Origin of the sequence: Chryseobacterium sp. WX, assembly GCF_029542485.1 — a bacterium.
Taxonomy (GTDB): Bacteria; Bacteroidota; Bacteroidia; order Flavobacteriales; family Weeksellaceae; genus Chryseobacterium; species Chryseobacterium cucumeris.
The window spans coordinates 3,671,482-3,693,953 of record NZ_CP120710.1 but is presented as its reverse complement, the minus strand read 5'-3'; the positions used below and the strand labels follow the sequence as shown (position 1 = coordinate 3,693,953).

Annotated in this window: 15 protein-coding genes; all 15 read left to right on the top strand. The window is 37.4% G+C overall.

Annotated elements, in window-relative coordinates; genetic code table 11:
• Nucleotides 1–28 precede the first annotated feature (28 nt).
• The 15 genes from PZ898_RS16640 to PZ898_RS16570 all read left to right on the top strand — a co-directional run bounded on the left by PZ898_RS16640 (nt 29) and on the right by PZ898_RS16570 (nt 22,455).
• Nucleotides 29–1,264 (top strand): MFS transporter, encoded by a 1,236-nt coding sequence (locus PZ898_RS16640; RefSeq protein ID WP_062673358.1) that lies wholly within the window; start codon nt 29–31, stop codon nt 1,262–1,264.
• 302 nt (nt 1,265–1,566) lie between these two features.
• On the top strand, nt 1,567–2,172 hold the full coding sequence (locus tag PZ898_RS16635; RefSeq protein WP_147367596.1) for a tetratricopeptide repeat protein: 606 nt from the start codon (nt 1,567–1,569) through the stop codon (nt 2,170–2,172).
• 167 nt (nt 2,173–2,339) lie between these two features.
• Nucleotides 2,340–4,412 (top strand): T9SS type B sorting domain-containing protein, encoded by a 2,073-nt coding sequence (locus PZ898_RS16630; RefSeq protein ID WP_277693793.1) that lies wholly within the window; start codon nt 2,340–2,342, stop codon nt 4,410–4,412.
• 99 nt (nt 4,413–4,511) lie between these two features.
• Nucleotides 4,512–6,659, top strand: coding sequence for a T9SS type B sorting domain-containing protein (locus tag PZ898_RS16625; RefSeq protein ID WP_062673352.1), 2,148 nt, complete (start codon nt 4,512–4,514; stop codon nt 6,657–6,659).
• Nucleotides 6,660–6,813: 154 nt separating this feature from the next.
• Complete coding sequence (dnaB, locus tag PZ898_RS16620; RefSeq protein WP_062673350.1) at nt 6,814–8,403, top strand: replicative DNA helicase; 1,590 nt, start codon at nt 6,814–6,816, stop codon at nt 8,401–8,403.
• Between the two features lie 69 nt (nt 8,404–8,472).
• Complete coding sequence (gene rnhA / locus PZ898_RS16615; protein ID WP_062673348.1) at nt 8,473–8,949, top strand: ribonuclease HI; 477 nt, start codon at nt 8,473–8,475, stop codon at nt 8,947–8,949.
• A 165-nt stretch (nt 8,950–9,114) separates the two neighbouring features.
• The gene (locus tag PZ898_RS16610; RefSeq protein WP_277693792.1) at nt 9,115–11,373 is read left to right on the top strand and encodes a T9SS type B sorting domain-containing protein; all 2,259 of its coding nucleotides are present in this window, start codon (nt 9,115–9,117) and stop codon (nt 11,371–11,373) included.
• Nucleotides 11,374–11,528: 155 nt separating this feature from the next.
• Entirely contained in the window at nt 11,529–13,787 is a 2,259-nt protein-coding gene (locus tag PZ898_RS16605; RefSeq protein WP_062673343.1) for a T9SS type B sorting domain-containing protein, read from the top strand.
• A 123-nt stretch (nt 13,788–13,910) separates the two neighbouring features.
• A complete protein-coding gene (locus tag PZ898_RS16600) occupies nt 13,911–14,537 on the top strand; it encodes an NAD(P)H-dependent oxidoreductase (protein ID WP_034691525.1) in 627 nt (208 codons plus the stop codon).
• A gap of 29 nt (nt 14,538–14,566) precedes the next feature.
• Nucleotides 14,567–16,138: an L-aspartate oxidase gene (gene nadB, locus PZ898_RS16595; RefSeq protein ID WP_062673341.1), complete on the top strand. Its 1,572-nt coding sequence runs from the start codon at nt 14,567–14,569 to the stop codon at nt 16,136–16,138.
• 12 nt (nt 16,139–16,150) lie between these two features.
• Nucleotides 16,151–17,011: a carboxylating nicotinate-nucleotide diphosphorylase gene (gene nadC, locus PZ898_RS16590; protein WP_062673339.1), complete on the top strand. Its 861-nt coding sequence runs from the start codon at nt 16,151–16,153 to the stop codon at nt 17,009–17,011.
• Between the two features lie 208 nt (nt 17,012–17,219).
• Nucleotides 17,220–19,811 carry a TonB-dependent receptor plug domain-containing protein gene (locus PZ898_RS16585; RefSeq protein ID WP_277693791.1) on the top strand — a complete coding sequence of 864 codons (2,592 nt, stop codon included), beginning with the start codon at nt 17,220–17,222 and terminating at the stop codon, nt 19,809–19,811.
• A gap of 86 nt (nt 19,812–19,897) precedes the next feature.
• A complete protein-coding gene (locus PZ898_RS16580; RefSeq protein WP_034691532.1) occupies nt 19,898–20,329 on the top strand; it encodes a hypothetical protein in 432 nt (143 codons plus the stop codon).
• 67 nt (nt 20,330–20,396) lie between these two features.
• Nucleotides 20,397–21,389 (top strand): aspartate-semialdehyde dehydrogenase, encoded by a 993-nt coding sequence (locus PZ898_RS16575; RefSeq protein WP_062673335.1) that lies wholly within the window; start codon nt 20,397–20,399, stop codon nt 21,387–21,389.
• Nucleotides 21,390–21,447: 58 nt separating this feature from the next.
• Nucleotides 21,448–22,455 (top strand): cation diffusion facilitator family transporter, encoded by a 1,008-nt coding sequence (locus PZ898_RS16570; RefSeq protein WP_277693790.1) that lies wholly within the window; start codon nt 21,448–21,450, stop codon nt 22,453–22,455.
• The last annotated feature ends 17 nt before the right edge of the window (nt 22,456–22,472 follow it).

The following is a 22,472-nucleotide window of genomic DNA, read 5'->3' as shown; positions in this document are numbered from 1 at the left end:
AAATAAATTTTTAGGGCTATTTTTGTTCATGATTTCCTTTACCCCGTTACAAACATTACAAAATGTTGAGTTCAGAAATCTTCTCACCGGGAGATTTTTTATTGTTTTAGCTTTCAGAATGCTTGCCACTTTACTTGGATGGTGGGTATATCAATTAACAAAAGATCCTTTTTCAATAGGCCTTATCGGACTTTCAGAGGTGATTCCTGCGGTAAGTTGCGCGCTGTATGCAGGACATGTTATTGATATGAATGAAAAAAAGAGACTGCTACTCATTTGTAATTATGCATATATTTTTCTGATTGGCCTTTTGTTGATTCCCGCATTTCTTGATGTGGAAATGCACTTTACGGGTCATCAGATTACCTATTATATTTATGGTGTTATCTTTTTCACAGGGATAGCAAGAGCCTTTATCGGTCCTATTGTTCCTTCCATGATTCCTAAAATTGTAAAGAAGGAAAATCTTCCGAATGCCGTAACGCTGAACCAGGCTACTTTCCTGATATCTTCTGTTTGCGGACATGCTATCGGAGGTGTTCTGATTGGATTTATCGGCGTAAAATGGACTCTCGTTGCTATTTTAACACTCATATTTGTTGCTTCATTATTTTTCTGGCAACTGCACAAACAGCATTCAGAATACAAAAAAGAAACAGTAAATGTAGTAGAAAGCATGCGTGAAGGAATTTCTTATATTTTTAAGACCAAGGAGATTCTGGGAGCTCTATGTCTTGATATGTTTGCAGTACTTTTTGGCGGAGCCGTAGCTATGATCCCTGTATTTGCAACAGACATCCTGAATTCAGGAGCTGAAGGTTTCGGTTTACTGAATGCAGCTTCAGACATTGGTTCAATGTGTATTATTACTATTTTATCTATTGTTCCGCTTCGCAAAAATCAGGGAAAAATACTTCTTGCTGTGGTTACAGGATTCGGGCTATGCATTATTGGATTCGGACTCTCAAAATTATACTGGCTGTCTTTTATGTTCCTGGTGATGAGCGGGATGCTGGATGGAATTTCCGTGGTTATCCGGGGCACCATTGTACAGTTAAAAACACCGGATCATATCAGAGGTCGTGTTCTGAGTGTGAATTCAATTTTCATCATGTCAAGCAATGAAATGGGACAGTTCGAAAGTGGACTTATGGCCAAACTCCTGGGCGTTGTGCGCTCTGTGGTATTCGGAGGCTGTATGACCGTTTTAGTGGCCCTTGTTGTTGGAAGCACCAATCCTAAATTGAGAAAGATGCAATATTAACTTATTGTTTATCAAATCATTTAAAATCTAATACAAAAAAATAAGAATTCGAAATACTTAAAATCAGAATAGAACGTTTTCTATTCTGATTTTTGTTTTATAGCTGTTTTTTTAAAATTTATAAAAGAATTAAACCAGAAATATTCATCAAAACTATATATATCTTTACGATCTTCATATAATTTAATCAACAGAATAAAATACCACATTTAAAACCAATATGTTACTTTCATTAAATATATCTCAAAATCTTTAATTTAACGTTAATAATTTTTTATATTTGCTTCATAAAATATCCCCCTATGACTAAACTTTTACTAATTTTGAGCTTTCTCATGACAGGTTCTCTGATGAATGCTCAATTCTTTTCAGACCAAACCTTACAACAATCTGTTTTACAATTCAATAATGCTAAAACAGAAAATGACTATGATATGCTTTTTTCTAAGTTTTCACAAGCTAAAACTTCAGAAAAATGGCAGGCTAATTACTATGCAGCAGCAGCATTGTATCTTAAAACCAATTTCCTTTTAAAGAATAGTCCGAACAGCCCTCTTGGAGAACCTAATGAATCTGCCAGAAAACTTGCAATGCAGGCTCTTGCTTCGGAAAAAAATAATGGAGAGGTCAATCTTCTTCTTGCTCTTATTCATTTTCAGAAAATAAGAATAAAAACAGCTGCAGATCCTCAAAAGGAACTAAAAACGGCTACAGGCTTTATGGCTAAAGCGGAAACAACTTTAAAGAATAATCCAAGACTTTCTTTTTTAAAAGCGGAAATAGCTGAAAAACAAGGGAACAAGACAGAAGCTATAAAGTTCTATCAAAAAGCAGCCAAAGAATTTGAAATGTCAGACGCCTCATCAAGTTCACCTACTTGGGGAAAACAGCTGATCGGAACAAATTAACAGTAAAAAAATGTATGATCTCCCGAGTAAATTGGGACGATCAGTTTTTTTTAATACGAAAACCTGAAAATTCATTGAATATTTTGATAAACAGTATTTTGTATCAGATAAAACAGCATTTTTTAATAATTAAACACATTTAATATTTGTTTTAAAAATTAATTCTCATGAAAAAAACATTACTTGTTTTATTACTCATATTTTCACATATTTTATTTGCACAATCAGATTGTGGCACTGCAATGGCAGTCTGCGGTAACTCTGACATTTCATATACACCAGGCGGGCATGGAGACATTGCAGAAAACCTAGGTGGATGTTTAACTTCTAACGAGAAGTACTCCGTATGGTATTCTTTTACCATCGCTACAGGAGGAACCCTTACTTTCGAAATCATCCCTAACGACCAGGGAGATGATTATGACTTTGGAGTATATGGACCCAACAAATCTTGCGGAAACCTAGGAACTCCTATACGTTGTTCTTATTCCGGACTAAGTGGAAATACAGGTCTTAATATGACCGCTACTGACCTTAGTGAGGATGCAACAGGAGATAAATGGGTAAAATACATGGATGTACTGCCTGGTCAGACTTACTATATCATTGTAAATAACCACAGAGAAACAGCTAACGGATTCAAATTATCATGGGGTGGAACAGCTACTTTGTCTTCTCCGTTCACTGATCCGAATATACAGCCTCATCCATTTATCCCACCGGGAATTCCAGGAGCTAATCCTGCTGACCCAAGAGAAGTAGTGATCTGTTCAAATCCGGCGACTTTTGATTTCGCATCATTATCCGCAGGAATTCTTAATGGTAACCCTAACTTCAACATTAGCTACCACACAAGTCAGAATGATGCTTTAACAGGTAACAACCCTCTTGTTGGACCTCAAACAGTTACTCCTGTTGGAGTTTATTTCTACAGTATCAACTATACTGACCCGACTAACCCCAACAGCCCTATTAATAAATGTAGACAGACTGGTAAATTTAAATTTAAAGATGGTACAATCACCGCTACCGATGTAACGCTGACAAGCTGTAACAACAACAATGCAGGTACGGCAACGTATGATCTTACCACTGCTGCAGTTTTTGCTGATCCAACGGCAACTAAAAAATACTATTACACATTATATGATCTGAATAACTCAATCAATGAGATCACCAACATCTATCAGTTTGTTTCTGCTGAAGGTAAAATATATGTAAAAGTAACTTCTGCATTTGGATGTAGTGATATTGCAGAAATTACCCTTAAATTCTATCCGCAAATCATTGCAAAAGATGCTGAATTGAGATCATGCTTTATTGAAGCCAATCCTTCAACAGCTTTATTCAACTTGGATAATGCTGCTGTAATTACACCACAGGCAGGGATCACTAAAAAATACTTCCCTTCACTAACAGACGCAATAGATGAAACCAACCAAATTTTAAATGCTAATTATATTGCACCAAGCGGCTTGGTATATGTAAGAGTATCCGACACCAGAGGATGTTATGTAGTGGTAAAAATTGGTTTAACTGTAATTGCTCCAGTAACATCCAGTGTTCTGAAAGACAAAATTATCTGCATGGAAGACACGACCACTTTAGATGCCGGACCTGGATTCAAAAGCTATGAATGGAGCACAGGAGCAACAACACAGTCTATTAAAGATGTAGGAGTAGGCGTTTACTGGGTAAAATTGAAAACAGGTGAATGTGTTGCCACTCAAAAGGTAACCGTTTATCCTTCTGAGCAACCAGTTGTAACAAATATCGACATTAACAATACTACATTGACAATCAATGTTATTGGAGGAACACCGGATTATCAGTATTCTATGGATAAGATTTTATGGCAACCTTCTAATGTATTCTCCAATGTAGCAAGAGGAACTTACAAAGTGTATGTAAAAGATGCTTACGACTGCGAACCTATTGAAGTGAACGTAGTTGTTCCTAACCTTATCAATATGATTACTCCAAACGGGGATGGTGTGAATGATGTAGTAGATTATTCTGCTATGGCTGATAAACAGAATCTTATTTTGAGTATCTTTGACAGATATGGAACAAAAATCCACCAGGGAGACAAATCCAATGGTTATAAATGGGATGGTAAAATTGGTGGCAAGAACATACCAACAGGTACCTACTGGTATTCTGTAACATGGAACGAGAATGACAAGAAGAACACTCCTTTCAAGTTTTCAGGTTGGATTGTTGTAAAAAACAGAGAATAAAACACCACAATATAAAAAGCCGCTTTGGCGGCTTTTTCTTTTACAAATAATGATAAAAATTTATTGATTTCAAGTTTGTTTAACAAAAAAGTTTTAACAATGAAAAAAATATTACTTCTTTTTATTTTATTGATAGCGCAAATGGCCTATTCACAGTCAGACTGTGTCACAGCAATTCCCATCTGTGGTAATTCTGACATCTCATATACCCCTTCAGGCCCGGGGAATATTATAGAAATACTTAACCAAAACGGAGGTTGCCTCAGCACCAATGAAAGATATACAGTTTGGTATACTTTCACAGTATCCACACCAGGAACACTGGCATTTACAATAAAACCTAACGATCAGGATGATGATTATGATTTTGCAGTTTACGGACCAACAGCTAACGGCTGTGCTTCGTTACAGAATGCGGATCACGTTTTCATACAACCCATAAGATGTAACTATAGCGGCACTTCAGGAGATACAGGTCTCGATCTGACTCTTGCTCCACCAGCCGTATTCCCTACCAATCCACCAGGTGTTACATCCAGTATGAACAATGGTAAATGGAGTCCCTATATGGATGTATTGGTTGGCCAGACTTATTATCTGGTTATTGACAACTTCAGTAGATCCGTTAATGGTTTTTCTTTAGAATGGACAGGAACAGCAAGCTTAAGTTCTGCATTTAACGATCCTGTTCTTTCGCCTAACCCATTTATCGCGCCTGGAATTCCGGGAGCAGCTCCTAATGATCCTAATCAGGTAATGGTTTGTGCGCTGCCTACCCAGTTTGATTTTACAACATTATCTGCAGCAATTATTAATGGTAACAGCCCCAACTTCAAGGTTACTTATCACAAAACAACCAACGATGCCCTTACAGGACAAAATCCACTTACGGTAGCCACTGTAGACGGAGTTACAACATATTATTACAGAATTGTGTATCAGGATCCTACCAATCCGAGCAACCCTATCAACGGATGTTTCATAACCGGAAAGTTCAAGTTTGTGAATGTGGGTATTTCTGCCAATTCGGCTACTTTATACTCCTGTAACAACAACGGAGCAGGTACTGCAAAATATAACTTAACAACAGCCAATGTATTTGGAGGAGCCGGAGCAACCATTAAGTATTATGCTACGGTTGCGGATATGAATGCTGAAATTAATGAAATTACAGATCCTACCAACTACGTTTCTGCTGAATCAACCGTATATGTAAAAGTAATTTCTTCTTTCGGATGTATCGCAACTACTACTATCAGATTATTATTCTACCCATCAGTTGTACTGAAAGATGCTGTACTTCAAAACTGTTATATTGATAATGACGTTACCCGTTCAACATTTGATCTTTCCAAGGCTGACATCGGAGTAGCTGTTCCAACACCTACCGGAACTACCATTAAATATTATACAACTGTAGCTGATGCTAAAGCACAGACAAACCCTATTATAGCAGCATTAAACTATCTTTCAGAAAGCAAAACAGTATATGCAAGAGTAAATAATGACAAACAGTGTTATTCAATTGCTAAAATAGAACTGATTGTATTGCCTCCGGTAAAATCAGCGGTATTAAAAGATAAGACAATTTGTGCTGAAGCCAAAACCTCTTTAGACGCTGGACCTGGATTTGTAAGCTACGAATGGAGCACGGGTGAAACTACACAATCTATCAACAACGTAGGAGTTGGGGTTTATTGGGTAAAACTTCAGACCGGAAAATGCTTCACACTTCAGGAAGTACGTGTACATCCAAGCCTTCAGCCAGTGGTTTCAGGAATCGAGATTACCAACAACAACATCACAGTAACAGCTTCAGGGGGAGTTCCTCCTTACAAATATTCTATTGATGGTGTTAACTGGCAGGACTCCAATGTATTCACAGGACTTCCTAGAGGAGAAAATACGATATATGTAAAAGATACTTATAACTGTACGCCTATTCAGGTAACCGTGACTGTCCCTAATCTTATCAACGCGATTACTCCGAACGGAGATAATGTAAATGATGTTATTGATTACTCAGCATTAGCTTACAAGAAAAACCTTATCTTCATTGTATATGACAGATATGGAAACAAACTTCATGAAGCTAACAAAATGAATAACTTCACTTGGGACGGAACAGCATTTGGTAAGAAAATCCTAACCGGAACTTACTGGTACACGATCTCGTGGAACGAAAACAATAAAGACAATACCGAAACCAAATATTCAGGATGGGTATTGGTAAAAAATAAAGAATAAGTTTTACTTCATCTTTTTGAAAAATCACCTCAGACTGAGGTGATTTTTTTTATCAACAAGTCCAACCTCCTGTTTACAGCATTTTACGAAAGACTGCTAATAATTTGTTGAATACTATTTTTCTATTATTTTTTAAATAAACTATCTTTGCATCATGGCGCAGAAAGAAACATTATCATCCCTGACACACGGAAACTTTGCAAAAGAATTGTCTATTGCGGATGGAAAAATGCCTCCCAATGCAGTGGACTTTGAAAGACTGGTTATCGGAACTTTTTTGATTGACAAAAAAGGTCTTGACCATTCCATTGACCTTCTTACTCCGGAGGTGTTTTATGATCCCAGACATCAGGTCATCTTTTCTACTATCTTAAAATTGTATGAAGGCAACCACCCGGTAGACTTAATGACGATTATTCAGGATTTAAAAAAAGAAGACAAACTGAGTCAGGCAGGTGGTGATCACTACATCATTGATCTTACAATGGGAGTAAGTTCATCTGCCCATATCGAATATCACGTACGTGTTATTCTTGAAAAGTATATTTTAAGAAGTCTTATTAATGTTTCTGCTAATGTTATTGATTCTTCTTACAAGGAATCGACAGATGTTTTTGAACTTCTGGACAAGGCAGAGCAGTCTTTCTTCGAGATTACCAACGGAACGATTAAGAAAGGATTCGATACTGCCAACTCATTGGTAAAACAAGCCATTGATACCATTAAATCTTTAAAAGATAAACAAGGACTTTCCGGAGTTCCTTCAGGATTCAGAGATGTGGATAAGGAAACCGGTGGTTGGCAGAATTCTGACCTTATCATTATTGCAGCCCGTCCCGCGATGGGTAAAACAGCATTCCTGCTTTCCATGGCAAGAAATATTGCAGTAGGGCACAAAATTCCTATGGCTCTGTTCTCTCTCGAGATGGCCTCGGTACAGCTTATTACCAGAATGATTGCTTCCGAAACAAGAATCTCATCAGAAAAATTAAGAAAAGGAACCCTGGATGATGAAGAATGGCAAAGACTATTCTCCAATGTATCTGAATTGGAGAACGCTCCTTTATATATTGATGAAACACCTTCCCTTTCCATATTCGACTTCCGTGCAAAATGCCGAAGACTGGTAATGCAGCATGGAGTAAGACTTATCATGGTCGACTACCTTCAGCTGATGACCGCAGGTAGTAGCAGCGGAAAAGGAGTTGGAAACCGTGAACAGGAGATTTCCATGATTTCACGTTCATTAAAAGCAATTGCAAAAGAACTTAACGTACCGGTCATTGCCCTGTCACAGCTTTCAAGAAGTGTGGAAGCCCGACCTGGAAAAAGACCTCAGCTTTCAGACCTGAGGGAATCCGGAGCAATTGAGCAGGATGCAGATATCGTATCTTTCATCTTCAGACCGGAGTATTATAAAATTACGGTTTGGGATAATGACGAAGAAGGACAGGAAACTTCTACAGAAAACCAGGCCGAATTGATCATTGCAAAACACAGAAATGGTGCTACAGCAGATGTAAGATTATCATTCCTGAAACATTTTGCAAAATTCGGTGATATTGAAGCAGCGTTTGACAGTGGTGCCGGAGGAGGATATCCTTCCAACTTCGGAGAGCCAAGCGGATTTGACAAGATCAAAACAACGATCCAGCCAGGAGCAGCATTTGATCTTCCGGATAGTTCAAAACTTTCAGGGTCTTCCATGAATGACTTTGATGACGATGATGACTTCCCTTTTTAAGCAAAGATTAAAATTCAGATCAATTCAGTTTAATTTTACAGTCAATACATCAATTATTAAAAAGCAGATTTGAGAATCGAAATTTATACGGACGGAGCTTGCAGCGGAAACCCGGGAAAAGGCGGATATGGAATTCTTATGCGCGTTCCTGAAAAAAATTACCAGAAAACATTTTCCAAAGGTTTTAGAAAAACCACCAACAACAGAATGGAGCTTCTGGCGGTCATCACTGCATTGGAAAAACTGAAATCTACAGAAAATGACATCCATGTGTATACCGACAGTAAATATGTATCTGACGCCATCAACCAAAACTGGATTGCCGGATGGATCAAGAGAGGCTGGAAGAATGTAAAAAACCCTGATCTCTGGAAAAAATTCATTGAACTCTACAACAAACACAACCCGAAAATGCATTGGGTAAAAGGTCATGCCGGACATTTTGAAAACGAACTTTGCGATAAATTAGCCGTAGCAGCAGCCAGTTCCTCAGATCTCGAAATTGATACCTATTTTGAGAGTTTAGATAACAATTCCTTATTTTAATTTAATTAATACAAATACGTATTAGCTACTGCAATATTCAGCATTATATCATAATTTATAGTATTTTTTTAAAATATTATTAAAATTTAAGCAAGATTAACATTAAATACATATTATTTAATTGGGATTTAATATCTTTACATATTAATCTAAGTCCCATTATAAATGAATAAAAATCTATTATTGTATTTATCTGTTTTCTTACTCTGTATAGCTGGAAAGTCCTTCGCTCAAACTTATCAGCTTATCGGAAATCCAGTGAATACTACCGGATGGACGATGGTCTCCCCTACTCAGGTAAACACAGATTTTATTCAGCTGACCCCGGACACCAACAACCAATCCGGTTCTATCAGGCTGAATGACCCCATTAATTTAAAATATTGCGACAAATGGAGAGTGGAATTTGATTTCAGGATGGATTCCAACCAAACCTCCAATGGAGATGGAATTGCCTTCTGGTACCTTGCCAACCCACCGGTAGCCAGTGTATTAGGCTCAGGACTTGGAGTATCTCAAAATGCTGTAGGACTTGTTGTAGGACTTGACACTTATAACAATACCACCACTGCTACCATGAGTAAGGTACACGTTGGTTATGGACTTGTTCAAAACACCACTGACAGCAATAACGTCGAATTTTTCAATGTTCCCGGAAGTTCTTTCCACTCTCCGGATCTGAATACTACACAGCCTTTTCAGGGAACAACTTTTAAACACGTTGAAGTAACGGCACAGGTAGATCCTGCAGCTCCTACCAGCTGGATTATAAAAATAACAATAGACGGTAATGTAATTTGCAATCAGTCTTTTGCGCCTTCAGGTGCTGCTGCTGCAATGACTGTAGGATATTTTGGTTTTTCAGCTTCTACAGGAGGTGCAAGATCCAGACATTCCATTAAAAATGTAAAAATTTATACGGAAAAGGTTCCTATTTTACAGAATTCGGCAACACAGTCATTCTGTCCTAATCCTACAACCGGATACGGATCAGTAAACCTTACTTCTTTCAATTCACAGTTTGTCAGCAATCCTTCCAATTATACATTTACCTATTATCCATTTGGAAGCTCCACACCTATTGCGAATCCCACCAATTATCAATTCAACTCTAACTCAACAGTAACAGTTGTTATTAAAGATAATGCAGGACTACTTTGTGATAACCCGGATGGTAAAATTTTATTGGTTCTTGCTCCTTTCAAAGCGGAAGACAAAACGATTACGGTATGTAATAATAACAAAGCAGGAACAGCAGCTTTCAATCTGAATACAGCAGCGGTGACCAATGTTCCGGGAGTTACAAAAAAATATTATAAAACTTTAGCAGACCTCAACGCCGATACGAATGAAATTCAAAATCCTGACAATTACCTATCTGCTCCCGGAGCTGTTTATGTAAAAGTAACAACTCCTCAGGGATGTACAGGTTCAGCAAAAATTACCCTTGCATTCTATCCGGACACCCCTGTGAAAGAAGCTACTCTAAGATCATGTTTCATTGAAAATAACATTACGAGTGCTATCTTTAACTTGACAACCGCAGATGTTACTACTTTAGGAGCAGGCACTGCAAAAAAATACTACACATCCATCGCCAATGCTTTAGACGGTACCAACGAAATTATGAATCCTCTCCAGTATTTATCTACAAGTACTGCAGTGTACGCTAAAGTGACAGACGCCACCGGATGCTTTAATATTGCTAAAATCAACCTTATTGTATTACCACCTGTAACCTCTTCTGTTCTGAAAGACAAAATCATTTGTATCGGAGAAAAAACAGATCTGGATGCAGGACCTGGATTTGACGGCTATGAATGGAGCACCGGAGCAACAACTTCATCTATCAAAGATGTAGGCGTTGGTAGTTATTGGGTAAAATTGAAAACCGGCAACTGTATCAGTACGCAGACTGTCAATGTAAAAGCATCTGCAAATCCGGTGATTTCCAGCATTGATATTGACAACAACACCATAACAGTAAATGTAGCAGGCGGAACTCCTCCGTATCAGTTTTCTCTGGATGGAATGAACTGGCAGCCTGGCAACATATTCACAGGTTTAGCAAGGGGCGAAGTAAGAGTTTATGTAAAAGATTTTTACAATTGCACACCTGTTGAAGTTCAGATTACTGTTCCTAACCTGATTAATGCTATCACTCCAAACGGCGACAACGTGAATGATTTCATTGATTACTCAGCACTGGCTTACAAGAAAAATCTGATATTTATTGTTTACGACAGATATGGCAACAAATTGTATGAAGCCGGAAAAATGAGAAACTTTACATGGGACGGAACTGCTTCCGGTAAAAAAGTTCTTACAGGAACTTACTGGTACACCATTTCATGGAACGAAAACAACAAAGACAATACTGAAACTAAATACTCAGGCTGGGTATTGGTTAAAAACAGAGAATAAAAATACTATCAGAAACTACCTCATTTGGGGTAGTTTCGGTATTAAAAAACAGGATTTGCCCAACCAGATTGAGGCCGGACGCTGCTTATCATCAATAATGTAAACACAAAAACAATTTTATATCAAAAAAACAATAACATCATAATCCATCCACTATGAAAAAAGATATACTCATTTTTTTACTGACTATCTTATTATGCCTGCCGGGAAGATTTCTTTCGCAAACCTATCAACTTACCGGAAATCCTGTCAATACGACTGGCTGGGATCTGGTCTCTGACGCTATAGTAAGCGGAGACTTTGTAAGACTTACCACTGATCAAACCAGCAGATATGGAGCTGTAAAATTATCCACTCCTATTACCTTAAGCTATTGTGATAAATGGAAAGTGGAATTCGATTTCAGAATTGACGGAAACGGAACCACTCAGTTTGGAAAAGGAGACGGCTTTACTTTCTGGTATCTTGCCAATCCGCCAACAGGATTTGTATCAGGAGGAGGTCTGGGAATTCCTGCCAATGCTTCAGGGCTCATGGTTGGTTTTGATATTTTCAACAATACCACTGAAGGCCAGATGAGTAAAGTTCACATTCTTTATGGTACCAATAACACAGCAGGTAATAATATCGAGTTCAACACCACTCCGGGAAGCACATTCCACTCTCCGGACCTTATTGCTACCCAGCCGTTTGTAGGAGACACCTACAGACACGTTGAAGTAAATGGCGAAACAGACCTTACCAACCCTACAAACTGGATTATCAAAGTAAGAATAAACGGAGTTCTTATCGTAGATCAGTCTTTTGCTCCTTCCGGAGGAGCAGTGGGAATGTCACAGGGATATTTTGGTTTCTCTGCAGCAACCGGAGGTGCCAGTGCAAGACATTCTATTAAAGACGTTAAAGTATATGTAGATAAAGTTCCTATTTTAAGCAATACCATAACTCCATTTGTTTGTACAAATCCAGCTACCGGAAATGGTACAGTAGACCTTACTTCTTATAATTCTCAATTTGTAAATAATCCCGGAAATTATATTTTCACTTATTATGTATTGGGAAGTTCTACTCCTATTGCCAATCCTACAAGTTTCCAGTATTCCGGAAATACAACGATTAAGGTGGTGGTAAAAGATCCTACGTCTACTCTTTGTGATAATGGTGATGGTGTTATTCAGCTTAACCCTACGCCATTCGCAGCAACAGATGCTACTCTTAGCGGATGTAATAACAACAATGCAGGAACAGCAACCTTTGACCTCAATACTGCTGCTGTAACAACTGTTGCCGGAGTTACCAAAGAATTCTATCCTACTTTATACGACCTGAATAACGGTACGAACCAGATAACAAATCCTTCAGCCTATGCTTCTGCTGCAGCAACAATATATGTAAAAGTAACCACACCTCAGGGTTGTGTCAGTACTTCTAAAATTACACTGAATATTTACCCTGTAGTAGTTGTTAATGACGTTGAACTCAAATCATGTTTCATTGAAACCAATCCATCTATGGCTTCTTTTAACCTTACAGGAGCTGTTGTTTCCCAGGGCGGACTGACAAAAGAATATTATCCATCGTTGACAGATGCTATCAGTGGAACTAATGCCATCTCAACTCCGGCAGCATACATTGCTCCTAATGGAGTTGTTTATATTAAAGTTTTTAATGGAAATGGATGCTATTCTATTGCTAAAGTTACTTTAACTGTAATACCTCCTGTTTATTCAAGAACTTTACTTGACAAGACAATTTGTATTGAAAACACCACAACATTAGATGCGGGAGCCGGATTCAAAAGCTATGAATGGAGCACAGGAGCAACCACACAATCCATCAAGAATGTAGGAGTAGGTACTTACTGGGTTAAACTGAAAACCGGAGATTGTATTGCCACACAAAAAGTAACAGTATATCCTTCCGACAATCCTGTTATTACCACGGTTGACATTTCAGGAAGTACGGTAACAGTATATGCTAACGGTGGAACTCCTCCTTACCAGTATTCTATGGATAATATCAACTGGCAGGATTCCAATGTGTTTACCAATATTGCAAGAGGAGAAGCTAAAGTATATGTAAGAGATGCCTACAATTGCGTTCCTGTTGAAGTTAATATTACAGTACCGAATCTTATTAATATAATTACACCTAATGATGATGGAATCAATGATTTTGTTGATTACTCCGCATTAGCCAATAAACAAAATCTGGAAATTGCCATCTTCGACAGATATGGTTATAAAATGTTCCAGGCCGATAAAACCAATGGCTACAAATGGGCAGGAACTACCAATGGACATAAAAAAGTCCCTACAGGAAACTATTGGTATTCTGTTTCATGGAATGAAAATAATAAAAACAGTACTCCGATAAAATTCTCAGGCTGGATTGTTGTAAAAAACAGAGAATAATTACACGTTCCACCACATCAAAAGAATCACCCCGCCGGTCGGGGTGATTTTTTTTGTATGAACAGGCAGGAGATATTTCATTTTAAAGACTCTTTATTCATATTCAATTCTTAAATTTGTCGTATGAATTATTTGGAAGCTTTAAGCAGAAGATATTCTGTAAAAAAATTCAATCATCAGATTATTCCTCAGGAAACTCTTCACAACATTCTTGAGTCAGGAAAGCTGTCTGCCAGTTCGCTGGGACTTCAGCCTTATAAAATTGTGGTTGTTGAAAGTGAGGAGATGAAACAGAAATTAATTCCTGCTTTTTATAATCCATCTCAGATTTCCACCTGTTCTCATCTTATTGTTATTATTTCAAAAAAAGTGATAGAAGAGAACTATATCCGAGGGTATTTTAATCATATTTCTGAAGTAAGAAATACTCCTATGGAAACACTGGACCCTTTCAGAAACAGCATTAATCAGCATATCAACCAGAAAACACATGATGAAATTTTCAACTGGGCAGAAAAACAGTCTTATATAGTATTGGCCAATCTTATGTATGCCGCCGCTATTGAAAATATAGATTCCTGTCCGATGGAAGGCTTCCGTCAGGATCTTATAGAAGAAATTCTGAATACCGACCCTGAAACAGAAAAAGTAACTGTTACCCTCGCTTTAGGTTACCGTTCTGAAGAAGATCACTTCCAGCACATGAAAAAAGTAAGAAAACCAAACGAAAAATTGTTTAAATTTATTTAATCTTAAACGATTGTACCTAAAGCCAGCATATGATAAAAGCGGATGTATTAGTAATTGGTTCCGGCATTTCCGGACTTTCCTATGCCATTAAAGTTTCTGAACAGCACCCTGATGCCAAAATCATTATTGTAACCAAGTCTGACGAAGACGAAAGCAATACCAAATATGCACAAGGCGGTCTCGCTGTCGTTACAGATTTTCAAAATGACAATTTTCAAAAACATATTGACGACACGATGCGTGCCGGTGACGGAGAAAATAAACGTGATGTCGTAGAGATGGTGGTAAGAGAAGCTCCTGCACGATTCAATGAAATTGTAGAATGGGGAGCACAGTTCGATATGAAGAACGGCAAATTCGCTTTAGGAAGAGAAGGCGGTCATACTGAAAACAGAATCGTCCATCATAAAGATATCACAGGTTTTGAAATCGAAAGAGCTTTGCTGGAAACAGCCAATAACAGCCCGAATATTGAAATTCTTGATCATCATTATGTCATTGACATCATTACTCAGCACCACGTTCCGGGAAAAGAACTTAATGAAGGAGACATCCACTGCTACGGGGCTTATATTCTGGATGAGAAATCCAAAACCATCAAAAAAATTACTTCTAAAATAACACTGGTTGCTACAGGAGGTGCCGGACATGTTTATAAAAATACTACCAATCCTACAATTGCAACCGGAGACGGAATTGCTTTCGTTGCCCGTGCCAAAGGAAAGGTTTCCAATATGCAATATTACCAGTTCCACCCAACCGCTCTTTACAGCAAAATGGATGGAATGTTGTTTTTAATTTCAGAAGCCGTTCGTGGAGATGGAGCAAAATTAAGAACCAAAAGAGGTGAAAAATTCATGCATAAATATGATGAACGTGAAGAATTGGCCTCAAGAGATATTGTTGCAAGAGCCATCGATGCCGAAATGAAAATTACCGGAGACGAATTTGTTGGCTTGGATTGCAAGGAAATGAACCATGAAAAATTCTTAGAACATTTCCCGAATATTTATAAAAAATGCAAAGACGAAGGAATTGATCCTTTCACTCAATTGATTCCTGTCGTTCCAGCCTGCCATTATCTGATGGGTGGAATTGAAGTAGACAGGGACGGACAGTCTTCCATCAGAAATCTTTTTGCAGTAGGAGAATGTACCAACTCAGGACTTCATGGCGCCAACAGGCTTGCTTCAAACTCACTTCTTGAAGGCTTGGTTTTCGGTCATAATGCAGCTATGAAAACGGTAGATCTTCTTAATGAAAACAATTTCAACTTTGATGATCTGAAAGCCGTTCCGGAATGGAATGAAGAAGGTATGAAGATCATGGACGAAATGGTTATCGTCAGCTATCTGAGAAAACAACTTCAGGAAATGATGAGTGATCTTGTTGGTATTGTAAGAAGTAACAGACGTCTGAATATGGCACTTCAAAAACACCAGGAAATTGCAGCCGCTGTGGATGAAATCTACCACTATTCCATTCTTTCACCACAACTTTCGGAATTAAGAAACTTAACAACTGTTGCGCACCTCATCATTACCCAGTCTATGGAAATGACAGAGAATAAAGGAGCGTTTTATAATAAAGATTTAGCTTAAAAGCATAATATAATGAAAAGACCAGCATACGTTACAGATAAAGCATTAAAAACATTCATAAAAAACGCACTTGAAGAAGATATTCAGGATGGAGACCACTCTACCCTATCTACTATTCCACAGGACCTTGTACAAAGTGCTAAGCTTTTAGTGAAACAGGACTGTATTCTTGCAGGTGTTGAATTGGCAGAAATCATTTTCAAGACATTTGACAAAAATCTTAAAGTGGAAGTTTTCATTAAAGATGGAACTCCCTGTAAATTCGGAGACGTTGCCCTTACTGTTACAGGAAGTGCAAGATCCATCCTTTCTACTGAAAGATTTGTTCTTAACTGTATGCAGAGAATGAGTGGTATTGCCACCCTTACCCATGAATGGGATTCCAGATTAGTAGGTACAAAAACTAAACTTTTAGATACAAGAAAAACAACTCCCAACTTCAGAATGTGCGAAAAATGGGCGGTAGCTATTGGCGGCGGAACCAATCACAGATATGGTCTTTATGATATGATTATGCTGAAAGATAATCATATTGATTACAACGGAAGCATTACCAATGCCGTGGCAATGGCAAAAGATTACGTTAAAAAGAATAAGAAAAAGTTAAAAATAGAGGTTGAGACCAGAAACCTTGAAGAAGTTCAGGAAGCCATTAACGCAAAGGTCGACAGAATCATGCTCGATAATATGGATGTAAAAACAATGAAGGAGGCTGTAAAAATGATCAATGGCTCTTGTGAATCTGAAGCCTCGGGAGGAATTACCCGCGATATGCTGAAAGAAATTGCATCCACAGGTGTTACCTATATCTCTGTAGGAGCCCTTACACACTCTGCTGAGAATATAGATCTGAGTCTCAAAGCAGTGAAATAGCGTTGAATTTTTAACAAAAACACTCCCACTTTGTTAAAAATTCAATAACATGACTTTTTTCATACAAAAATTCAATTTTTAGCCATAATATTGATTTTTAACACTTTAACATTATTAAGACTTATTAAAAATTAACATTGAGTTAATAATAGTTAAATTTTATTTTGCGAATTTTGCAGAAAATTAAATCTAATTATTACTAACGATTATGAAATTAATCAACAAATCGATACTAACTGCGGTTATTACATTATCTACAGCTAGTGTTTATTACGCTCAAGAAGTTCAGGATTCTACGAAAACTAAATCTAAGGACATTGAGGAGGTAATCTTAAGAGGTGTTACAGATATCGCTAAAGATAGAAAAACGCCTGTTGCAGTATCTACTATTAAAGCTGCACAGATTTTAGAAAGACAAGGAAACCAAGAACTTGTCGAAATACTAAACACAACACCTTCTGTATATGCTACAAAAGGAGGTGGTGGTTTCGGAGACTCTCAAATTGTTATGCGTGGGTTTGAGTCCAGAAACATTGCAGTAATGGTAAATGGTATGCCTGTAAACGATATGGAGGGCGGTACTGTTTATTTCTCAAACTGGACTGGATTATCTGACGTAACAAGTACATTGCAGGTTCAAAGAGGTTTAGGATCATCTAAATTAGCGATTGCTTCTGTAGGAGGTACAATGAACTTCATTACCAAGTCCGCAGACATGAAAAGAGGTGGGGTTATTAGATTAGGAGTTGGTAACAATGACTATTTAAAAACATCTTTTGCTTATAATACCGGAAAATCTAAGGATGGTGTTTCCGCATCATTCTTAATGAGCAGACAAGCCGGAGGTACTTATATTGAAAATACTGATTATGAATCTTATGCATATTTCTTTGCATTAGGTTATGAAATCAACAAAAAACATAACTTACAGTTCTCAATTACTTCTGCACCTCAGTGGCACGATCAAAGAACTTTTGCACCGACTATCCAAAACTATATTAACTATAACCCAGATCATGACGGGACTCCATATAGAAGATATAATTCAGATTTTGGTTATTACACAGATGCCAACGGAAATAAAGTAGCTTTAGCAAACAGAGCCAACTACTATTCTAAGCCGGTGATGATGTTAAACTGGGACTGGACAATGAATGAAAAGTCTAAATTAAGTACAGTTTTATACATGTCTAACGGTAGAGGTGGTGGAACAGGTGATTTAGGACGACTAGGAAATAAAAGTATCAATGATGCCAGCTTTACAGATACTTCAGGACACATTAACTATGATGCTCTTTTTGCAGCTAACGCAGCGGTTAATTTAAATACTGCAGGTGCAGGAAGCACAATTGTTCGTCGATCAAGTATCAATTCACACAACTGGTATGGTATTTTAGCAAACTTCCAACATAAAGTTAATGATAACTGGAATTTCTCAATCGGTACTGACGACAGATACTACTACGGGTACCATTATCAGGTGCTTACAGACCTTTACGGAGCTAAAGGATATAAAGATGCGGCTAACAAAAACATCGCTACACCTAGAATAGTAAATGCACTTTATGATTACAAAAAACTTTCGTGGAATCCTTTCGGAGGAAAATTAGCTCCAGCTGAAGATCAGGTAGGGTATAGCAATGACGGAGAAGTTATTTGGTACAGTGGATTTGCACAAGTAGAATATACTAAAAATAATCTATCTGCATTCTTACAAGGTTCCGTATCTAATCAAGGTTACCAGAGAATTGATAACTATGTAGTAGACGGAAGCACATTAAGAGGTCAAACCATCAACACGAAAACAGGATTTAAAAATATTTTCGGATATAATATTAAAGGGGGTGCTAACTATAACATTAATGAGCAGCATAACGTATTTGCTAACTTAGGTTATTATAGCAAGCAACCATTCCTTAACACAGTTTATCCAAGTAACCAACAGCTTGTTAACCCTTATTTAACGAACGAGAAAATTTCTTCAGCAGAAGTTGGTTATGGGTTCAGGTCTGCAAAATTCACTGCTAATGTAAACGTGTACAGAACACAGTGGAAAGACAGATGGTTGAGAAAAACTAGCCAGACTTTCACTTTAGCTGATGGTACAACGACTACAGGTTATTCTGAAATCAATGGTATTACAGAAGTTCACCAGGGAGTAGAATTCGATGGAGTTTACAAACCAAACCGTTTCTTAGAAATTCAGGGGATGTTCTCTTGGGGAGATTACTATTATAAAGGAAATGCTAATGTAGCTTCATTCGACGATAATAATAATCCTGTTACTTTAGCAGGTTCAGCAGGAAACGAACTATACTTAGATAAAGTAAAAGTAGGAGGTTCAAGTAACAACAGTATTCCTCAGATGACTGCATCATTAGGACTTACTGTAAAACCAGTAAAAGATCTTAATATTTTCGGAACATGGAGATATGTAGGTAAACTTTATTCTACTATTGACGCCGGAACATTCACCAATGTTGCAGCTCAGGACAGAGGAGTATTGAAATTACCTGACTTCAACTTATTTGATGTAGGTTTCTCTTACAAAATCAGATTACAAAACGAAGCTCAGTACTTCACAATCGGAGCTAACGTTTATAACTTGTTTGATAAAATTTATATTTCTGATTCTGCAACAAGTATATTTGGAACGGATAAAATTACAGCAAACAATGATCCTGATAAAGGAAAAACTTATGAAGAAGCTGGTAGAATGTACAATGGTATTGCAACGGGTAACCGTGCTTATTTCGGTTTCGGAACTACTTGGGCAGCAACCTTATCATTCAACTTCTAATAAAATCATAATATTAGATTTTCTCAATATCAATCCCGGCTTTGAGCCGGGATTTTTGTTATCTTTGTGTACAAAAAAATAGGATTATGGATTTTTACAACATTTTACTTAATGCCCACAAAGGTTTCGGGTATCTTGAAATTCTTTTGGTAACATTATTTGTCATTGCACTTTTAGCTACCATGTTCGGTTTCAGTGGAAAAGTGAACAAATTTTTGAAGAAAACAACGCTTTTCACGATGATTTTCTTCCACGTTCAGTTTTTATTAGGGATCATTATGCTGATCACCACTTTCAGCAAAGGTTTAAACATGGGAGAAGTAATGAAAAATGCAGCATTAAGATTCCAATATGTTGAACATCCATTCTCTATGCTTATTGCGGCAGTTTTGATGACTATTGTCAACAAAAAAGTAAAATCCAATGATACTATTTCTTTAGGAGTAGTAATTATGGGATTGATTGCAGTAGGTTTATTTGCATTTGCATTCCCTTGGACAAGAGTCTTCGGGGCTTAAAACAGACAAAAAAATTATATGCGTTATAATTTATAAATAGTTTAATCTTAAATTTTTATTTAAATCAATGAAAGTAGCTGTAGTAGGTTCAACAGGAATGGTTGGACAAGTTATGCTTAAAGTTTTGGAGGAGAGAAACTTCCCTGTAACAGAATTAATCCCGGTAGCATCCGAAAGATCTGTAGGCAAGAAGGTGAAGTATAAACAGAAGGAATTTACCATCGTAAGCATGAAGGACGCTATAGCTGCCAAACCGGATATTGCTATTTTTTCTGCAGGTGGATCTACTTCTCTTGAATTCGCTCCTTTATTTGCAGAAGCAGGAACAACAGTAATTGATAATTCTTCTGCATGGAGAATGGATCCTGACAAAAAATTAGTCGTTCCTGAGATCAATGCTGATGTTTTAACAAAAGAAGATAAAATCATCGCAAATCCGAATTGTTCTACCATTCAATTGGTAATGGTTCTTGGGCCATTGAACAAAAAATATGATTTAAAAAGAGTAATCGTTTCTACTTACCAGTCTGTAACAGGAACAGGTAAAGCTGCTGTAGACCAGTTAAACGGTGAAATCAGCGGAGATGAAACTACTGAAAAAGTATATCCATATCAGATCTTCAAAAATGCATTGCCACACTGTGATGTATTTGCTGATGATGATTACACAAAAGAAGAGATCAAACTGATGAAGGAACCTAAGAAAATTTTAGGAGACGATACCTTTAACTTAACAGCAACTGCTGTAAGAGTTCCGGTTCAGGGAGGACATTCCGAAAGTGTAAACATCGAATTCGAAAATGAATTTGAACTGGACGAAGTAAGAAAAATCTTATCTGAAACTCCTGGAGTAATCGTAATGGATGATGTAAAAAACAACCACTACCCGATGCCTCTTTATTCAGAAGGAAAAGATGAAGTTTTCGTTGGAAGGATCAGAAGGGATCTGTCCCAGCCCAAAACGCTCAACCTCTGGATCGTTGCAGACAATCTGAGGAAAGGAGCAGCAACAAACGCTGTACAAATTGCAGAATACCTGGTAGCAAACAACTTAGTATAAACTAACAAAAATAAAAAGAGTCTCAGAATTGAGATTCTTTTTTTTATCAAACACTTATATGAATACCCAGAAAAATACCCACAAAGAGAAAATAGGATTTCAAAAGCTTATTGCCGCATTTGGAATTATCCTTTTTATCGGAAAGATCATTGCCTGGAAACTGACTAATTCTGATGCTGTTTTTTCTGATGCCATGGAAAGCATCGTTAATGTCATCAGTGCATTTATGGGATTGTATTCTCTTCATCTTGCAGCGAAACCTAAAGATGATGATCACCCATATGGCCATGGGAAAGTAGAATTCGTGACTTCCGGAATTGAAGGAGCTTTGATTGCCATAGCCGGTGTTATGATTATCTACGAAGGAATTCACAGCCTTATTGTAGGAAAAACACTCAGTAAAATTGATCTTGGGATATGGATTATTGCAGCCACTGCAGTTGTTAATTACCTGCTGGGATATATCTCTATAAAAAAAGGGGAAAGAGAGAATTCTCTGGTTCTTATTTCGTCCGGTAAACACCTTCAGTCCGATACCATTACCACCCTTGGCGTAGTGGCCAGTTTAATCATTGTTTATTTCACCAAAATCTATTGGCTGGATTCTGTAGTAGCATTAAGTTTTGGACTTTATATCATATTTGTAGGCTATAAAATCGTCCGAAAATCTTTAAGCGGAATTATGGATGAACAGGATCCTGAAATATTAAATCAGGTGATTAAAATCCTTGAAGGCAACAGACATGTAGAATGGATTGATGTACACAATATGAAAATACAGCAGTTTGGTGCTTCCCTTCACATTGATGCGCATATTACCCTTCCCTGGTATTATGACCTTCGCGATGCACACAATGAAATGGAAAAAGTAATTCTCCTTCTTGCTAAAAATATAAAACGCAATATTGAATTCAATTTCCATATGGACGACTGTAAACCAATTTCATGTCCCGTTTGTCAGATCAAGGAATGTCCTGTCCGCGAAAAAAAATTCGTTAAACGTGTAGAATGGACTCCGGAAAATGTAACGAGTGTTGATAAACACACAATTGTTGAGGGAGAATAAAAATTCGGATTCTCTTT

Excerpts from the sequence above, each read along its gene's own strand:
- PZ898_RS16640 (WP_062673358.1), top strand. The coding sequence starts at position 29 with ATGATTTCCTTTACCCCGTTACAAACATTACAAAATGTTGAGTTCAGA.
- PZ898_RS16635 (WP_147367596.1), top strand. The coding sequence starts at position 1,567 with ATGACTAAACTTTTACTAATTTTGAGCTTTCTCATGACAGGTTCTCTG.
- PZ898_RS16630 (WP_277693793.1), top strand. The coding sequence starts at position 2,340 with ATGAAAAAAACATTACTTGTTTTATTACTCATATTTTCACATATTTTA.
- PZ898_RS16625 (WP_062673352.1), top strand. The coding sequence starts at position 4,512 with ATGAAAAAAATATTACTTCTTTTTATTTTATTGATAGCGCAAATGGCC.
- dnaB (WP_062673350.1), top strand. The coding sequence starts at position 6,814 with ATGGCGCAGAAAGAAACATTATCATCCCTGACACACGGAAACTTTGCA.
- PZ898_RS16610 (WP_277693792.1), top strand. The coding sequence starts at position 9,115 with ATGAATAAAAATCTATTATTGTATTTATCTGTTTTCTTACTCTGTATA.
- PZ898_RS16605 (WP_062673343.1), top strand. The coding sequence starts at position 11,529 with ATGAAAAAAGATATACTCATTTTTTTACTGACTATCTTATTATGCCTG.
- PZ898_RS16600 (WP_034691525.1), top strand. The coding sequence starts at position 13,911 with ATGAATTATTTGGAAGCTTTAAGCAGAAGATATTCTGTAAAAAAATTC.
- nadB (WP_062673341.1), top strand. The coding sequence starts at position 14,567 with ATGATAAAAGCGGATGTATTAGTAATTGGTTCCGGCATTTCCGGACTT.
- nadC (WP_062673339.1), top strand. The coding sequence starts at position 16,151 with ATGAAAAGACCAGCATACGTTACAGATAAAGCATTAAAAACATTCATA.
- PZ898_RS16585 (WP_277693791.1), top strand. The coding sequence starts at position 17,220 with ATGAAATTAATCAACAAATCGATACTAACTGCGGTTATTACATTATCT.
- PZ898_RS16580 (WP_034691532.1), top strand. The coding sequence starts at position 19,898 with ATGGATTTTTACAACATTTTACTTAATGCCCACAAAGGTTTCGGGTAT.
- PZ898_RS16575 (WP_062673335.1), top strand. The coding sequence starts at position 20,397 with ATGAAAGTAGCTGTAGTAGGTTCAACAGGAATGGTTGGACAAGTTATG.
- PZ898_RS16570 (WP_277693790.1), top strand. The coding sequence starts at position 21,448 with ATGAATACCCAGAAAAATACCCACAAAGAGAAAATAGGATTTCAAAAG.